We start from the raw sequence: 15,183 nt of genomic DNA on the forward strand, positions 1-15,183 counted from the left end.
GCGACCAGAACCTTGGTCTCGCCCGCCACGAAACGCGCCATGGCGGCGTCTTTCTCCGCCGGTGGCATCTGGCCATGGACCAATCCCACCATTTCGTCACCCAAGGCGGCCCGCAGGCGTTTGAAGCGTTCCTCGGCGGCTGTCGCCTCCAGCACCTCGCTTTCGTCGACCAAGGGGCAGACCCAATAGGCCTGACGCCCCTCGGCCAGAGCTTGGCGCAGCTTGCCGACGACTTCATCCATGCGGGCGGATGACACCAGCGCTGTCTGCACCGGCGTCCGTCCGGGCGGCTTTTCATCAAGCACCGAGACATCCATGTCGCCGTATTGCGCCAAAGCCAGCGAGCGGGGGATCGGCGTCGCGGTCATCACCAGCACATCGACCGCCTGACCCTTGCTGCCAAGTTCCATGCGTTGCGCCACGCCGAAGCGGTGTTGTTCGTCGATGACCGCCAGCCGCAGGTTCTGAAAATGCACGTCCGGCTGGAACACCGCATGGGTGCCGACAAGGATGTGAATATCGCCACGGGCCAGATCGGAAAGCTTGGCCTGCCGCCCTGCCCCCTTGTCACGCCCCGTCAAAATCTCCAGCCGCACACCCACCGCCGCTGCCAGCGGTTGCAGCCCGTCCAGATGCTGCCGCGCAAGGATCTCGGTCGGGGCCATCATCACGCCCTGCCCGCCCGCCTCGACCACCGCCAACAGCGCCAGAAGTGCGACCAGCGTCTTTCCCGACCCGACATCGCCCTGCAGCAGGCGGCCCATCCTGATGGGGGCGGCAAGGTCGGCCGTAATCTCTGCGATGGCGCGTTTCTGCGCATCGGTGGGCTGATACGGCAGGCTGACCAGCACCCTGGATGTCAGCGCGCCGGTCGCCTGCGAGGCTTGGCCCTTGGTCCGCCGCGTCGCCGCCCGCGCCAATGCGAGGGTCAATTGATGGGCCAGCAATTCGTCATAGGCCAGACGTTCCCGCGCGATGGCATGGGGCGAAAGCTCGGCGGTGGCCTGCGGCGTATGGGCGGCCTCCAGCGCGGCTTTCCAGTCCGGCCAGCCTTCGCGTTTCTTCAGCGCGGGGTCGATCCATTCGGGCAAATTCGGCGCATGGCCCAGGGCCGAGCGCGTCGCCTTCCACATGGCTTTTTGCGTCACTCCTGCGTGCAGCGGATAGACCGGTTCGAAGACCGGGATCTCGGCTGCCTTTTCAACAGGCACGACATGATCGGGATGGACGATCTGGGCGATACCGTCGAAAATCTCGACCTTGCCGGACACCAGACGCCGGCTGCCGGTCGGCAGAAGGTGTTGCAGATAATCGGTGCGGGCATGAAAAAAGACCAACTGGAAACTGCTCTGCGCATCCTCGACGAAGACGCGGTAGGGTCGCCCCTTTGTGCGGGGCGGATGATGGGTGCCAATGGTGACTTCGACGGTGAAGGTCGCAGGGGGCACAACCTCGGCCAGGGTATGTCGCCTGCTGCGGTCGATGCCGCCTGCAGGCAATGTGAACAGCAGATCGCGCGGATGCGCGACACCGGCCGCCGTCAGGGTCTGGGCGGTCTTCGGCCCGATCCCGTCCAGTTTGGTCAAAGACGCAAAAAGCGGGAAGAGGATCTCTGGCCGCCCGCTCATCCGTCGCCGATCAGGGCCAGCCATGCGTCTTCGTCGATGGTTTGCACGCCCAGTTCCGAAGCTTTCGCAGCCTTCGATCCCGCCCCCGGGCCTGCCACCAGAATGTCCGTCTTGGCGCTGACCGAGCCCGAGACCTTGGCCCCTAGCGCCTCGGCCCTTGCCTTGGCCTCGGCCCGCGTCATACGTTCGAGGGTGCCGGTAAAGACGACGGTCTTGCCCGCGACGGGGCTGTCGGTGGCGACTTGCGCGGCATCCGCGATGGTCAGTTCGGCGGCCAGCGCGTCAATCGATGCGCGCTCTGCCTCTTGCTGGAAGGTGGTGACGACCGAGGTCGCCATGACGGTCCCGACGCCGTCGATCCCCAGCAGGTCGTCCCAGACCGGCCCCTGTCCGATCTCGGCCGTCGTCATCGCGGTTTCGAAAGCCGACCACGATCCGTAGTGGTTTGCCAGAAGCCCCGCCGCAGCCTCGCCCACATGACGGATGCCGAGCGAGAAAATCACCCGCGCAAGCGGGATGCTGCGTTTCTCGTCGATCGCGTCGAAAAGCTTGGCGGCGCTCTTCTCGCCCCAGCCTTCGCGGTTCTTGAGCTGTTGCAGACCGGTCCCGTATCGATCACGCAGCTTGAAGATGTCGGCGGGGGTGGCGATCCAGTTGTCGAGATAGAATTGCTCGACCTGCTTTGCCCCCAGTCCCTCGATGTCGAAGGCCGCGCGCGAGACGAAATGTTTCAGCTTCTCGACCGCCTGCGCAGGGCAGATCAATCCGCCGGTGCAGCGGCGGACGGCATCGCCTTCCTCGCGGATCGCATCGGATCCGCATTCGGGGCAGCGGTCGGGAAAAACGAAGGGCACGGCCCCTTGCGGTCGGCGCGCAAGGTCGACATCGGCAATCTTCGGGATCACGTCACCGGCGCGGTAGACCTGCACCCAATCGCCCGGGCGCACGTCGTTTCCGCCGCGGATCGGATTGCCCGAACCGTCCTTGCCGGCGATGTAATCCTCATTATGCAGGGTCGCATTGGACACGACGACGCCGCCCACAGTCACCGGGCGCAGGCGCGCGACAGGCGAAAGGGCACCGGTGCGACCGACCTGGATGTCGATCGCCTCGAGCACGGTCCAGGCCAGTTCGGCAGGGAATTTGTGGGCAATCGCCCAGCGGGGGGTGGTAGAGCGAAAGCCGAGACGCGCCTGCAGCGCCAGATCGTCGACCTTGTAGACGACACCGTCGATGTCATAGCCCAAGGTCGCGCGCTGTGCCTCGATCTTGCGATACTGCGCAAGGGCGGCATCAGGCCCGTCGCAGGTCACCGTCAGCGGATTGGTGGAAAATCCGAAGGATGCAAGCCTTGCAATGGCGCCGGATTGGGTCGGTGCCAGCGGCGCGGACACCGCGCCCCAGGCATAGGCGAAGAACCGCAGCGGTCGCGCGCGGGTGATCGCGGCATCGAGTTGCCGAAGCGAGCCTGCGGCGGCATTGCGGGGATTGGCGAAGGTCTTGCCGCCTGCCGCCTGCTGCCTGTCGTTCAGGGCGACAAAATCGGCGTGGCTCATGTAGACCTCGCCGCGCACCTCCAGCACGTCCGGTGCGCCGGTGATCGTCGCGGGAATGTCGCCGATCGTGCGGGCATTGGCGGTGACATTCTCGCCCACAGCGCCATCGCCGCGGGTTGCCGCCTGCACCAGCTTGCCGCTTTCATAGCGCAGCGACAGCGACAGACCGTCGATTTTCGGCTCGGCGGTATAGCGCAAAGGTGCCGCGTCACCGATCCCGAGATACCGGCGCACCCTTTGGTCGAAGTCGCGGATATCGGCGTCGTCAAAGGCATTGGACAACGACAACATCCTGACCGCATGCTGGACCTTGCCGAACCCGTCTTGCAGCGGGGCACCGATCTGTTCGCTGGGGCTGTCGCCGCGCTTGAGGTCGGGAAACCGCGCTTCGACCGCAAGGTTGCGCTGCTTCAGGGCATCGTAGTCCGCATCCGGGATTTCGGGCGCGTCATCGCGGTGATATGCGAGATTGGCATCGGCGATGGCGGCCGCAAGGTATCCCAGTTCCTCGCGCGCTTCATCTGCGGTCAGACTGTCAACGGGCCGGCCCATCGTCGCAGGCTGTTTCACCCTATCCGCCATTCCGCCCCCCAAGGTCACACCGTCTTGCATGACCATAATTAGGCGGAGGCCGGATCAGCGTCCAGCGTTCATCGGGGGCTGTCGCCGCAGCTTTGCGTGGCGCAAGGCCTAGGCCCCGACGGCAAGCGCCTGAGGCCGCGCGACCGGTTCGGGATCTCGCAGAACATAGCCACGGCCCCAGACGGTCTCGATGTAATTGTCGCCCTCTGTCGCCTCGGACAATTTCTTGCGCAATTTGCAGATGAAGACATCGATGATCTTCAGTTCCGGCTCGTCCATCCCGCCATAAAGATGGTTGAGGAACATTTCCTTCGTCAGGGTCGTTCCCTTGCGAAGCGACAGCAATTCCAGCATCTGGTATTCCTTGCCGGTCAGATGCACGGTCGACCCGTCGACATCGACCGTCTTGGCATCGAGGTTCACCGCGATCTGGCCTGTCTTGATGATCGACTGGGCATGGCCCTTCGAGCGCCGGATGATGGCGTGAATGCGCGCGACCAGTTCTTCGCGGTGGAAGGGTTTGGTCAGGTAGTCATCGGCACCGAAGCCGAAACCCTTGATCTTGCTTTCGGTGTCATCGTCACCGGACAGGATCAGGATCGGCGTGCCGATCTTGCTGAGCCGAAGCTGACGCAGCACTTCATGCCCGTTCATGTCCGGCAGGTTGATGTCCAGCAGGATCAGGTCATAGTCGTAAAGCTTGGCCAGATCGATGCCTTCTTCGCCAAGATCGGTGGCATAGACATTCAGGTTGGCGTGGGTCAGCATCAGTTCGATGCTCTTCGAGGTCGTGGGATCGTCTTCTACCAGCAAAACACGCATGCGGACACTCCAGTCAGTTGGGCTGGTCCAGATAACGCAAGAAAGGTTAACCACACGTTACCAGCAACGTGATTTCTGCCACTTCCACCTATGGTTGTCTATACTTTTGCAAGGCGGTCGCCTTCAACGCCGCCTCGCCATGCTGCGCCATCGCCGCTTCCCATTCGTCCAGCTCGTCCTCGGACAGCGCATAGCGTTCCAGCGCCTCTTGCCGCGTGATCAGCCCGTGGGTCACCGCCTTGATCACCACGGCCTTGCGCGATGCGACCCATCGGCGGGTATCCGACGCCGGCAGGTCGGCCCGGGTCAGGACCGACCCATCCGGCAATGTCACCGATCGCGGGCCGTCGACTTTACGAAGATACATCACTGATCCCCTTTTTCTTGCACTGACGGCGGGTTATTCCAGCCAAGCCTTAATGAGGGGTAACGGCGCCCCTTGAGATTAGGTCGCATTTTCCTATCTTTCGACGCGAAACCGTCTTATCAGGCCTGCCATGTTGGATTCACCGCTCAATTCGCTGGGGTTTGCGAAACCGCCCAGCCAGACTCGCGTCGTCGTTGCGATGTCGGGTGGCGTGGACAGTTCCGTCGTCGCGGCCATGCTGGCGGACGAGGGCTATGACGTGGTGGGCGTCACGCTGCAACTTTATGATCACGGGGCGGCGCTTGCCAAAAAGGGGGCCTGCTGTGCCGGGCGCGATATCCACGACGCGCGGCGGGTCGCGGAAGAAAAGGGCTTTCCGCACTACGTTCTCGACTACGAAAACACCTTTCGCGAGGCGGTGATGGACGAATTCGCCGACAGCTATCTCGGCGGCGCAACGCCCGTGCCCTGCATCCGCTGCAACGAACGGGTCAAGTTCAAGGACTTGCTGGAAACGGCAAAGGACCTCGACGCCGACTGCATGGCGACGGGCCATTATATCCAGCGCAAGATGGGTGCCGCGGGTGCCGAGTTGCATGCGGCCGCCGACCCCAGCAAGGACCAGAGCTATTTCCTGTTCTCGACGACGCAGGAGCAGCTCGATTATCTCCGGTTTCCCCTCGGGCATCACAAGTCCAAGGAAGAGACCCGCGCTCTGGCGGCCAGATACGGACTAAGCGTCGCGGACAAGCCGGACAGTCAGGATATCTGCTTTGTGCCGAACGGCGACTATGCCGCCGTGATCGAAAAGCTGCGCCCCGGTGCGGCCGCCCCCGGCGAGATCGTCGATCAGGACGGCAAGGTGCTGGGCACCCACAAGGGGGTGATCCATTACACCGTCGGACAACGGCGTGGCCTGGGCATCGGCGGGCTGGCTGATCCGCTTTACGTGGTGCGTCTGGATGTGGCCAACAAACAGGTCGTGGTCGGCCCGAAAGACATGCTGGCGACACGTCGGGTCCCCGTCCGAGAGATCAACTGGATCGGTGGCGGCAGGTTGACCGACAAGGCCGAACACCAAATCGCGGTGCGTGTCAGGTCCACCCGCCCTCCGACGGATGCCATCCTGCGGCCGATTTCGGACACGCAAGCCGAGGTCGAACTGCTGGTCGCCGAACAGGGTGTCTCGCCCGGGCAGGCCTGCGTTTTCTACGACCCCGAGAGCACGCGCGTGCTGGGCGGTGGCTGGATCTGGCGCGGCTGACCTGCACCTCTGCGCGCATGACTGCGGCGCCGGAGCCTCCGGCGGGAGTGTCATGGGAGAAAGAAGCCAAGCGATTGCAATATCCGGTCACTTGTCTGTGCGCCCCCTCGCTTTGGGCGGCTGTCGGCGTCACATTGGCTGATGACCCGCGCCCTTTCCTGGAGAAAGTCCCATGACACTGTCCCGCCGCCACCTGTTGAGCCTTGCCCTTGCGACCCCTGCCCTTGGTCTGATCGCGCCACGCGCGACGGCGCAGACCCCGATGATCTATACCGAAAACGGTATTGCGATCGACGGCAGCGATCCGGTGGCCTATTTTGACGCCAGCGGCCCTGTCGCCGGTGATCCGGCGATCACGACCCTTTATCTGGGGGCGATCTGGCGCTTTGCCTCGGAAGCGAACCGCGCGGCCTTCGAGGCCGACCCCATGGCCTTTGCGCCCCAATATGGCGGCTATTGCGCCTATGCTGTCAGCCAGGGCTATACCGCGCCGACCGTGCCCGAGGCCTGGAGCCTGGTGGATGGCAGGCTTTACCTGAACTTCTCGACCGGCGTCCGCCGCCGTTGGGAACGGGACATCGCCGACCATATCGCAGCGGCGGATGCCAACTGGCCGCAGGTTCTGGGCTAGGCGGTCGCGGGGGCTGCAAAAAAGACTGGCGCCTGCCGCATGGCAGCGTTACCCACAGCGCCATGATTTATGCATCCGCATCAGACTGGCGCAACGCCCCGCAAAAGCGCGTCCTGCTCTTTGCCATGTCGGGGCTGGGCAAGACCTATCTATCCAAGATGCTGCGCAACACCGGTGACTGGTTTCACTATTCGATCGATTACCGGATCGGCACGCGTTACATGGGCGAAAAGATCGCCGACAACGCCAAGCGCGAAGCGATGAAGGTGCCGTTTCTGCGGGACCTTCTGCGGTCGAATTCCATCTATATCGGCTCGAATATCTCTTTCGACGATCTCAAGCCGATGTCGTCCTACCTCGGCAAACCGGGTGACCCTGCCAAGGGCGGCTTGCCATGGGATGAATACACCCGCCGTCAGGACGAGTTTCAGAGAGCCGAGGTCGCGGCCCTGATGGACACCGGACACTTCATCAAGCGGGCGGTCGATCTCTATCATTATCCGCATTTCATCTGCGACACGGGCGGGTCGATCTGTGAATGGGTCGATGCCAACGATCCCGCTGATCCGGTCCTGAAGGAATTGGCATCACAGACCCTGATGGTCTGGATCGAGGGCACGAAGGCACATACCGCGGAACTGATCCGCCGCTTCGACCGCGAGCCAAAGCCGATGTCCTATGATCCCGCCTTTCTCTTGCAGACCTGGCAGGCCTATCTGACCGAATTCGCCGTCGCCCCGGACAAGGTCAATCCGGACGACTTCATCCGCTGGGCCTTTGCCAAGGCGCTGGCGCACCGTCAGCCGCGCTACCGCGCGATGGCGGACAACTGGGGCATCAGCGTGACCCAAGAGGCCGTGGAACGGGTCACGGATACGGATGGCTTTGTCGACATGATCGCCGATGCCCTTGAGATGCGCGGCTAGCCGCTCTATCTGACGCATCCAATCAGGATCAAAGCCATGCCGATCAAACTTCCCTCTGCCCTGCCCGCCTATGACGTCCTGTCGAAGGAAGGTGTCATGGTGCTGGATGACGTGACCGCCGCGCGGCAGGACATCCGCCCGCTGCGGATCGCGCTTCTGAACCTGATGCCGAAGAAAATCCAGACCGAGAACCAGTTCGCGCGGCTGATCGGGGCAACGCCCCTGCAGATCGAATTTTCGCTGATCCGCATGTCCGAGCATCAGACCAAGAACACCGCCGCCGCGCATATGGAGGAATTCTACCGCCCCTTCTCGGAAGTCAGGGACGAGAAATTCGATGGCCTGATCATCACCGGTGCCCCGATCGAGCATCTGCCCTTCGCAGAGGTCACCTATTGGGACGAGCTTTGCGAGGTCTTCGCCTGGACGCAGACCAACGTCCATTCCACCTTCGGCGTCTGCTGGGGCGGGATGGCGATGATCAACTACTTTCATGGCGTGAAAAAGCATATGCTGGACCGCAAGGCCTTTGGCTGCTTCCGGCATGAAAACGTGGCCCCTGCCTCGCCCTACCTGCGCGGCTTTTCCGACGATTGCGTGATCCCCGTCAGCCGCTGGACCGAGATGCGGCAGGCCGAGATCGATGCCGCGGGCCTGAAGACGCTGATCACCAGCGACGAGGCCGGCCCCTGTCTGGTCGAGGACGCGGATCACCGCGCGCTCTATATCTTCAACCACTTCGAATATGACAGCGGCACGCTGAAGCAGGAATACGACCGCGACATCGCGAACGGCACACCGATCAACGTGCCGATGAACTATTATCCCGACGATGACCCCACGAAAGTCCCCCAGAACAGGTGGCGAAGTCACGCGCACCTTCTATATGGCAACTGGATAAACGAAATCTATCAGACGACATATTTCGAGTTGGATCGCATTGGGACTTAAAGTACTGACCTTCACCGCCGCCGCTTTCGGGCTTGGTGCCGTCCTGACGGGCTGCACGGGGGCGATCCGCGTGGATCGGGCCGAGGCGGCCTATCCGCCGATCGGCGACTTCGTGCAGGTGACGGGTGGACGGGTCCACTACGTGCAGGAAGGCGACGGGCCGGATGTGATCCTGCTCCATGGCGCGGGCGGCAACCTGCGGGATTTCACCTTCAGCCTGATGGGCCAGCTTACGGACCGCTATCGCGTCACCGCCTTCGACCGGCCGGGCCTTGGCTATACCGACCGCGCGCCCGGTGTCGCCACGGGCCCATTCGCGACCGAAGGCGAAAGCCCCGCACAGCAGGTCGCCATGCTGCGCGAGGCGGCGGCGGCACTTGATATCGAGAACCCGATTGTCGTCGGCCACAGTTTCGGTGGCATCATCGCGATGGCATGGGCGACCAGCAGCCTCGATCAGGACCTGCCGACGAACGCAAGGGCCGTGGTGTCCTATGCCGGCGTGCTGATGCCATGGCCGGGCGACCTCGGCGCCTATTATACCGTGAACGGCAGCGCGCTGGGCGGTGCGGTCGTCGTGCCGCTGATCAGCGCTTTCGCGCCCCCCTCGCGGGTGGACGAGGCGGTGGCGAATACCTTTGCCCCGCAAGACCCCGTCCCTGGCTATATCGACTACATCGGCGGGGCGCTGGCCCTGCGGCCGACCACCTTCCGCGCGAACGCGCGTCAGGTCAACACGCTGCGCCCCCATGTGGTCGAGATGGTCCGGCACTATCCGCGCCTGACGCTTCCCATCGAGATCATCCATGGCACCGATGATCTGACGGTCCCGATCATCGTGCACCCCGAAGAGCTGATCAAGATCGTGCCGACGGCCAATCTTGTCCGGCTTCAAGGTGTCGGCCACCAGCCCCACCAGGTGGATGAGGCCGCCGCCATCGCCGCGATCGACCGTGCCGCCGCAAGGTCCATGCCCTGACCCGAGACCTGATGCGGAATTGCGCTTCTGCCCGCAAACCCCCATATAAGAGGCGAGCGGTTTGGGAGAGATATCATGGATTTACCCTTTGATGGCGCAATCAGCCGCTATTTCGAAGAGATCGCCCCGAAAGACGTGCGCGAGGCCGTCAAAGAAGGCGAGAAGAAAGAGATCCTCAACCCCGCCTTCCCCTATGACGACATTTGGGACAATGACGACTACGAGGCCGCACTTGCCGCCTTGCAGATCGAACTGGTGCGGATGCAGTCCTGGGTCCGCGATACCGGTCAGCGCGTCGCCATCGTCTTTGAGGGACGCGATGCGGCAGGCAAAGGCGGCACGATCAAGCGGATGCGCGAAAACCTGAACCCGCGCTGCGCCAAGATCGTGGCGCTGTCGAAGCCCACGGATGTCGAAGCGACACAATGGTATTTTCAGCGCTATATCAGCCATTTACCGGCCAAAGGTGAAGTCACGATCTTTGACCGCAGCTGGTATAACCGGGGGGTCGTCGAACATGTCTTCGGCTTCTGCACCCCGCAACAGCGCGAGCGCTGGTTCCAGCAGGTCCCCGAAGTCGAGGACATGATCGTTCATGAAGGGATCAAGCTGGTCAAGATCTGGCTCAACGTCGGACGGGCCACACAGCTCAAGCGGTTTCTCGACCGCGAGAAAGACCCGCTGAAGCAATGGAAACTCAGCAAGATCGACGTGGACGGGCTGCACCATTGGGAGACCTACAGCGATGCGATCAGCGAAACGCTGCAGAGAACCCATCGCGCGGCGACCCCTTGGACGGTCGTGCGGGCCGACGACAAGCGCCGTGCGCGGGTGCAGACGATCCGGCAAATCCTGTCGCAACTTGACTATGCCCCGCATGATCCCAAGGCGCTTGGCCCGATCGACCCACAGATCATCGGAGGACCCGAGATCTGGCATGGTTAAGCGCGGCTATCATCATGGCAATCTGCGCGAGGCGCTGATCAAAGGCTGCCTGACGCTGATCGAAAAGCGCGGCCCGACCGGTTTCACCCTGTCCGAGGCCGCGCGCGAGGCGGGCGTGACCCCTGCCGCCGTCTATCGCCATTTCGAAGGTCGCGAGGACCTGATCGCCGCTGCCGCCCTGCAGGGCTACGAGATGTTCGGCGACCTGATGGAACACGCCTATGGCGATGGTCAGCCGTCAGCACTTGCCGCCTTCGAGGCGACGGGTCGCGCCTATCTTGCCTTTGCCCGCAAGTTTCCCGGTCACTATGTGGCGATGTTCGAAAGCGGCATCTCGATCCACCGGTCACCCGAATTGCATCAGGTGGCCACGCGGGCGATGGGTGTGCTGGAAAAGGCCGCCGATGAACTCAGCCAACATATCCCGATCGAAAAGCGCCCGCCGCCGCAGATGTTCAGCGCCCATATCTGGGCGATGAGCCACGGCGTGGTCGAGCTTTTCGCCCGCTCCAATCCCGGCACCAAAAGCCCCTTCCCGCCCGAAGACCTGCTGGAAAGCGGCATCGGGATCTACTTGCGCGGCCTGGGCCTCTTGCCCCCCGACAGCTAGGAGTATCCATGGACAGCCGCTTTGCCGTCTTCTTCATGATCATGGGCGGGCTCGACACCTACCTGAACGAATGTCCGACCCAATGTCTGGGCACCAGCCCGGCACCTGAACGCCTGCATGTCCAATTCGGTGACACCTACTTTCAGGAAGACATCATCGGGGAAGAGCTTTACCTCAGCTACGATCTGCCGCGATATGTCGGCGCGGTGCAGCCGACCATCGGGGCCAGCCTGACCGACACCGCGGACCTGTGGTTCGGTGCCGGCGGCAAATGGAGCACCGAACGCATCACCGACTGGCCGATCTATATCGAACTCTCGCTGATGCCCGGCATCTACTTGCAGGGCGAGGGCGAGAACATCGGCTATCCGCTTCAGTTTCGGGGGTCGCTCGCGGCGGGCTACCATTTCGACAATGGCGCCAGTGTGTCACTGGTCTTTGATCACCGGTCCAATGCCAATATCACGGAATGGAACCCCGGGATCGAGACACTGGGGATCAGGGTCAGCTACGCCATCGACTGACATGAAAAGGGCGGCCACAAAGGACCGCCCTTTCCGACATCTGAACGCAGCGATCAGCGCTTGGAGAACTGGAAGCTCCGGCGTGCCTTGCGCTTGCCGAACTTCTTGCGCTCGACCACGCGGCTGTCGCGGGTCAGGAAGCCGGCGGCCTTCAGCGCGCCACGCAGGCTTGGATCGTAAAGCTGCAGGGCTTTCGACACACCATGCTTGACCGCACCGGCCTGACCGGACAGACCACCGCCCGTGACCGTCGCCATTACGTCGAACTGATCGACAACACCGGCAACCTGAAACGGCTGGCGCAGGATCATCTGCAGCACGGGACGGGCGAAATAGTCCTTCATTTCCTTCCCGTTCACGGTGACCTTGCCGGATCCCGGCTTGATCCAGACGCGGGCGACCGCATCCTTGCGCTTGCCCGTTGCATAAGACCGGCCCAATGCGTCGCGGACAGGCTCTCGCGGGGCTTTGGTTTCGACGACGGCTGCGGCAGCGCCTTCAGCGACCTGACCCAGCTCTTCGAGCGAGTTGATTTGATCGGCCATTATGCGGTCCTCGTATTCTTGGGGTTCATGGATTTCACATCCAGAACTTCGGGCTTCTGGGCGTCCATGCCATGCTCGGCACCTGCGAAAACGCGCAGGTGGGTCATCTGCTTGCGGCTCAGCTTGCCGCCGGGCAGCATCCGCTGGACGGCTTTCATGACGACGCGCTCAGGGTGCGCACCTTCGAGGATCTCGGCCTTGGTCTTGGACTTGATGCCGCCGGGGTGGCCGGTGTGCCAGTAGTAACGCTCTTCGCGCTTGCGACCGGTCAGCTGCACCTTGTCGGCGTTGATGACGATCACGTTGTCGCCCATGTCCATGTGCGGCGTGAAGGAAGGCTTGTGCTTGCCGCGCAAGCGCATTGCGACGATCGACGCAAGACGACCCAGAACAACGCCCTCGGCGTCGATCAGGATCCATTTCTTGTCGATATCCGCAGGAGTTGCGGTAAAGGTTTTCATATCTCACCAAGAAGTTGGGGTGGCCAGTCGCCACAGTCATTCGGATTGCGGCGTTATATACGGGAAAGACGCACAGTCAATCGCCATATGCGCCAATACTTCCATATAAATCAATGTGTTAGAATTTAGGTATTATTTTACCCCACCCCATTGACCGCCCCGCAGCATGCCAAGGCGCCCGGCACAGCTTCAATCCCGCTGCGGCGGAATCGCATAGGTCATATTGGCCCGCGCCACGGGTGCCGCCTGCCCCTTGCTGAAGATCAGGGCATCGCAAACGGCAAGGCTGCGTCCCAGCTTCAGCACACGCACCGCGCAGCGCAGGCTTTGGCCTGCGGCGGGTTTGCGCATGAAGTCCATGGCGCAATTTGTCGTCACCGCCAAAGCGACCGGACCGATGCGCGACAGGATCGCCAGATAGACCGTCACATCCGCCAACATGAACATCGTCGGCCCCGAGACCGTGCCACCCGGGCGCAGGTGGCTTTCATTGACCAGAAGGCTTGCCTCCAGACCGTCCTTTGACAGGTTTTCGACGCGCAACTGCCCGTCGACCTGCGGAAATTCGCGACGGACGAAAGCGTGCAGCGCGTCGATGTCCATTTGCAGTTTCATGCCCTGCCCTTCTGACCTAGGTTAGCCATACCGACCAGAAAACGGGGGCCATGACAACATGACACTTCTTCGGCGCGACGACGCGGATCACATCGCCACCTTGACCATGGACGCGCCCGAGCGGCTGAATGCCCTGTCGGACGGGATGCTGGCGGCGCTGCAAGAGAACCTAAATGCGATCGGGACCGACAGCAGCGTCCGTGCCGTGATCCTGCGCGGGACGGGCAAGGCCTTTTGCGCGGGACACGATCTGAAGGAAATGCAGGCCGGCCGCCAGTCGCAGGATGCGGGCGCGGCCTATTTCGCGGACCTCTTCGCCCGCTGCGCGCGGATGATGCAGACGATCCAGTCGATCCCGCAGCCGGTCATTGCGCAGGTCCACGGGATCGCCACGGCGGCCGGATGCCAGCTTGTCGCGACCTGCGACCTTGCCATCGCCGAGGAACACACCCGCTTCGGCGTGAACGGCGTCAACATCGGTTTGTTCTGCTCGACCCCGATGGTGGCGCTGACACGGAACGTGCACCGCAAGACCGCCTTCGAGATGCTGACGACCGGCAAGTTCCTGACGGCGGCAGAGGCGCAGCAGGCGGGCCTCATCAATCGCGCCGTCCCCGCTGACCAGCTGGACAGCGAAACCCGCGCGCTGGCCGCAACCATCGCCGCCAAACTGCCCGCCGCCGTCAAGATCGGCAAATCCGCCTTCTACGACCAAGCCGCCATGACCACGTCAGAGGCCTACGCCTATACCGCCGAGGTCATGGTGCAGAACATGCTGCGGGACGACACGAATGAAGGGATCAGCGCCTTTCTGGAAAAGCGGCATCCAAACTGGGACTAAACCCAGTTATTATTGGCCCATGGGCTCCGCTCCTACAGCGCGTAGATCCGCCCGAACTTCTCTTCCAGATAGTCCAGTAAAGGCCCTTCACTCGGCGCCCTACCCGTCGCATGGGCAATCGTCTCGATTGGCGTCCGCAGCCCGCCGAACTGTTGCAGGTTTTCCCGCAACCATCCCGTCGCCCGCGAGGTGTCGCCCCGCGCCAGATCATCGTCCAGATCGGGGACCGCCGCCCGCAGCGCCTTATGCAGGCAGCCGGCATAGACATTGCCCAGCGTATAGGTCGGGAAGTAACCGAAGAGCCCCTCGGACCAATGCACATCCTGCAACACCCCGTTTGACGGCCTGTCCACTGCAAAACCGAAATCCGCCTCGAAGCGGTCGTTCCACGCGGCCTCAAGGTCGTTGACGGCCAGATCGCCGCTGATCAGCGCGCGCTCCAGATCGAAGCGCAGCAGGACATGCAGGTTGTATTGCACCTCGTCCGCCTCGGTGCGGATAAAGCCGTTGCTGACACGGTTGACGGTGGCGAAAAAGGCGTCTTCGTCGGTGATCCCGAAGTCGCCGAAAACCTCCTGCATCTGGCCATAAAGCCAGCCCGTGAACGCGCAGCTGCGGCCAAGCTGGTTTTCGTAAATCCGGCTCTGGCTTTCGTGCACGCCCATTGAGACACCGCGCCCCAGCGGGGTCAGCAGATGCGCGCGGTCGATCCCCTGTTCATAGGCGGCATGGCCGACCTCGTGGATCGTGGAATAGAAGCAGTTGAAGGGATCGGTCGCGCTCGTCCGCGTGGTGATCCGCACGTCAAGACCCGAGCCCGAACTGAACGGATGCACTGCCTTGTCGATCCGGCCATGGGTCACGTCATAGCCGAAGGCCAACGCGAGCTTTTCTGACAGCATCAGTTGCGCCGCCTCGTCGAATTCACCCACCAGC

At 62.6% G+C, this 15,183-nt stretch carries 16 protein-coding genes and 1 pseudogene; 9 read left to right on the forward strand and 8 right to left on the reverse strand.

What is annotated here, in order from left to right; all coding sequences use genetic code 11:
• The 4 genes from recG to sciP form a co-directional block, all read right to left on the reverse strand.
• Positions 1-1,628, reverse strand: a 1,628-nt coding sequence (gene recG, locus V7N12_RS11005) for an ATP-dependent DNA helicase RecG (protein ID WP_333714620.1), incomplete at its 3' end; no start/stop codon positions are given.
• Entirely contained in the window at positions 1,625-3,736 is a 2,112-nt protein-coding gene (gene ligA, locus V7N12_RS11010; protein ID WP_333714621.1) for an NAD-dependent DNA ligase LigA, read from the reverse strand. The genes ligA and recG, both read right to left, overlap by 4 nt.
• A gap of 138 nt (positions 3,737-3,874) precedes the next feature.
• The gene (gene ctrA / locus V7N12_RS11015; protein ID WP_333714605.1) at positions 3,875-4,588 is read right to left on the reverse strand and encodes a response regulator transcription factor CtrA; all 714 of its coding nucleotides are present in this window, start codon (positions 4,586-4,588) and stop codon (positions 3,875-3,877) included.
• Positions 4,589-4,676: 88 nt separating this feature from the next.
• Positions 4,677-4,955 carry a CtrA inhibitor SciP gene (gene sciP / locus V7N12_RS11020; protein ID WP_333714606.1) on the reverse strand — a complete coding sequence of 93 codons (279 nt, stop codon included), beginning with the start codon at positions 4,953-4,955 and terminating at the stop codon, positions 4,677-4,679.
• 130 nt (positions 4,956-5,085) lie between these two features.
• Here sciP and mnmA point away from each other — a divergent pair, with 130 nt between their 5' ends.
• The 8 genes from mnmA to V7N12_RS11060 all read left to right on the forward strand — a co-directional run bounded on the left by mnmA (position 5,086) and on the right by V7N12_RS11060 (position 11,785).
• Positions 5,086-6,219, forward strand: coding sequence for a tRNA 2-thiouridine(34) synthase MnmA (mnmA, locus tag V7N12_RS11025; RefSeq protein ID WP_333714608.1), 1,134 nt, complete (start codon positions 5,086-5,088; stop codon positions 6,217-6,219).
• A gap of 172 nt (positions 6,220-6,391) precedes the next feature.
• Positions 6,392-6,850, forward strand: coding sequence for a YHS domain-containing (seleno)protein (locus tag V7N12_RS11030; RefSeq protein WP_333714609.1), 459 nt, complete (start codon positions 6,392-6,394; stop codon positions 6,848-6,850).
• A gap of 62 nt (positions 6,851-6,912) precedes the next feature.
• The gene (locus V7N12_RS11035; protein ID WP_333714610.1) at positions 6,913-7,776 is read left to right on the forward strand and encodes an ATPase; all 864 of its coding nucleotides are present in this window, start codon (positions 6,913-6,915) and stop codon (positions 7,774-7,776) included.
• Between the two features lie 36 nt (positions 7,777-7,812).
• Positions 7,813-8,727, forward strand: a complete 915-nt coding sequence (gene metA / locus V7N12_RS11040; protein ID WP_333714611.1) for a homoserine O-acetyltransferase MetA — start codon at positions 7,813-7,815, stop codon at positions 8,725-8,727.
• Positions 8,717-9,706: an alpha/beta fold hydrolase gene (locus V7N12_RS11045; protein ID WP_333714612.1), complete on the forward strand. Its 990-nt coding sequence runs from the start codon at positions 8,717-8,719 to the stop codon at positions 9,704-9,706. Before metA ends, V7N12_RS11045 begins: the two co-directional genes overlap by 11 nt.
• Positions 9,707-9,781: 75 nt before the next feature.
• Entirely contained in the window at positions 9,782-10,651 is an 870-nt protein-coding gene (gene ppk2, locus V7N12_RS11050) for a polyphosphate kinase 2 (RefSeq protein ID WP_333714613.1), read from the forward strand.
• Positions 10,644-11,261: a TetR/AcrR family transcriptional regulator gene (locus tag V7N12_RS11055; protein ID WP_333714614.1), complete on the forward strand. Its 618-nt coding sequence runs from the start codon at positions 10,644-10,646 to the stop codon at positions 11,259-11,261. Before ppk2 ends, V7N12_RS11055 begins: the two co-directional genes overlap by 8 nt.
• 8 nt (positions 11,262-11,269) lie before the next feature.
• Complete coding sequence (locus V7N12_RS11060) at positions 11,270-11,785, forward strand: acyloxyacyl hydrolase (RefSeq protein WP_333714615.1); 516 nt, start codon at positions 11,270-11,272, stop codon at positions 11,783-11,785.
• Between the two features lie 53 nt (positions 11,786-11,838).
• On the opposite strand, the gene rpsI is transcribed toward V7N12_RS11060, so the two are convergent.
• The 3 genes from rpsI to V7N12_RS11075 form a co-directional block, all read right to left on the reverse strand.
• The gene (rpsI, locus tag V7N12_RS11065; protein WP_333714616.1) at positions 11,839-12,330 is read right to left on the reverse strand and encodes a 30S ribosomal protein S9; all 492 of its coding nucleotides are present in this window, start codon (positions 12,328-12,330) and stop codon (positions 11,839-11,841) included.
• Entirely contained in the window at positions 12,330-12,791 is a 462-nt protein-coding gene (gene rplM / locus V7N12_RS11070) for a 50S ribosomal protein L13 (RefSeq protein ID WP_333714617.1), read from the reverse strand. The genes rpsI and rplM overlap by 1 nt, the downstream gene beginning before the upstream one ends.
• A 189-nt stretch (positions 12,792-12,980) precedes the next feature.
• The gene (locus tag V7N12_RS11075) at positions 12,981-13,406 is read right to left on the reverse strand and encodes a PaaI family thioesterase (protein ID WP_333714618.1); all 426 of its coding nucleotides are present in this window, start codon (positions 13,404-13,406) and stop codon (positions 12,981-12,983) included.
• Positions 13,407-13,464: 58 nt separating this feature from the next.
• On the opposite strand from V7N12_RS11075, the gene V7N12_RS11080 reads away from it, so the two are divergent.
• Positions 13,465-14,247 (forward strand): enoyl-CoA hydratase, encoded by a 783-nt coding sequence (locus V7N12_RS11080; RefSeq protein WP_333714619.1) that lies wholly within the window; start codon positions 13,465-13,467, stop codon positions 14,245-14,247.
• 32 nt (positions 14,248-14,279) lie between these two features.
• On the opposite strand, the pseudogene V7N12_RS11085 reads toward V7N12_RS11080, so the two are convergent.
• Positions 14,280-15,183 (reverse strand): annotated as a pseudogene (locus tag V7N12_RS11085) (carboxypeptidase M32); the annotation flags it as partial.

The organism is Yoonia sp. (assembly GCF_036770585.1).
In the GTDB taxonomy this organism is placed as follows: Bacteria; Pseudomonadota; Alphaproteobacteria; order Rhodobacterales; family Rhodobacteraceae; genus Yoonia.

What these genes read in the sequence shown, in the direction of transcription:
- ligA (WP_333714621.1), bottom strand. Translation starts at nt 3,736, where the DNA reads ATGGGCCGGCCCGTTGACAGTCTGACCGCAGATGAAGCGCGCGAGGAA.
- ctrA (WP_333714605.1), bottom strand. Translation starts at nt 4,588, where the DNA reads ATGCGTGTTTTGCTGGTAGAAGACGATCCCACGACCTCGAAGAGCATC.
- sciP (WP_333714606.1), bottom strand. Translation starts at nt 4,955, where the DNA reads ATGTATCTTCGTAAAGTCGACGGCCCGCGATCGGTGACATTGCCGGAT.
- mnmA (WP_333714608.1), top strand. Translation starts at nt 5,086, where the DNA reads ATGTTGGATTCACCGCTCAATTCGCTGGGGTTTGCGAAACCGCCCAGC.
- V7N12_RS11030 (WP_333714609.1), top strand. Translation starts at nt 6,392, where the DNA reads ATGACACTGTCCCGCCGCCACCTGTTGAGCCTTGCCCTTGCGACCCCT.
- V7N12_RS11035 (WP_333714610.1), top strand. Translation starts at nt 6,913, where the DNA reads ATGATTTATGCATCCGCATCAGACTGGCGCAACGCCCCGCAAAAGCGC.
- metA (WP_333714611.1), top strand. Translation starts at nt 7,813, where the DNA reads ATGCCGATCAAACTTCCCTCTGCCCTGCCCGCCTATGACGTCCTGTCG.
- ppk2 (WP_333714613.1), top strand. Translation starts at nt 9,782, where the DNA reads ATGGATTTACCCTTTGATGGCGCAATCAGCCGCTATTTCGAAGAGATC.
- V7N12_RS11055 (WP_333714614.1), top strand. Translation starts at nt 10,644, where the DNA reads ATGGTTAAGCGCGGCTATCATCATGGCAATCTGCGCGAGGCGCTGATC.
- V7N12_RS11060 (WP_333714615.1), top strand. Translation starts at nt 11,270, where the DNA reads ATGGACAGCCGCTTTGCCGTCTTCTTCATGATCATGGGCGGGCTCGAC.
- rpsI (WP_333714616.1), bottom strand. Translation starts at nt 12,330, where the DNA reads ATGGCCGATCAAATCAACTCGCTCGAAGAGCTGGGTCAGGTCGCTGAA.
- rplM (WP_333714617.1), bottom strand. Translation starts at nt 12,791, where the DNA reads ATGAAAACCTTTACCGCAACTCCTGCGGATATCGACAAGAAATGGATC.
- V7N12_RS11075 (WP_333714618.1), bottom strand. Translation starts at nt 13,406, where the DNA reads ATGAAACTGCAAATGGACATCGACGCGCTGCACGCTTTCGTCCGTCGC.
- V7N12_RS11080 (WP_333714619.1), top strand. Translation starts at nt 13,465, where the DNA reads ATGACACTTCTTCGGCGCGACGACGCGGATCACATCGCCACCTTGACC.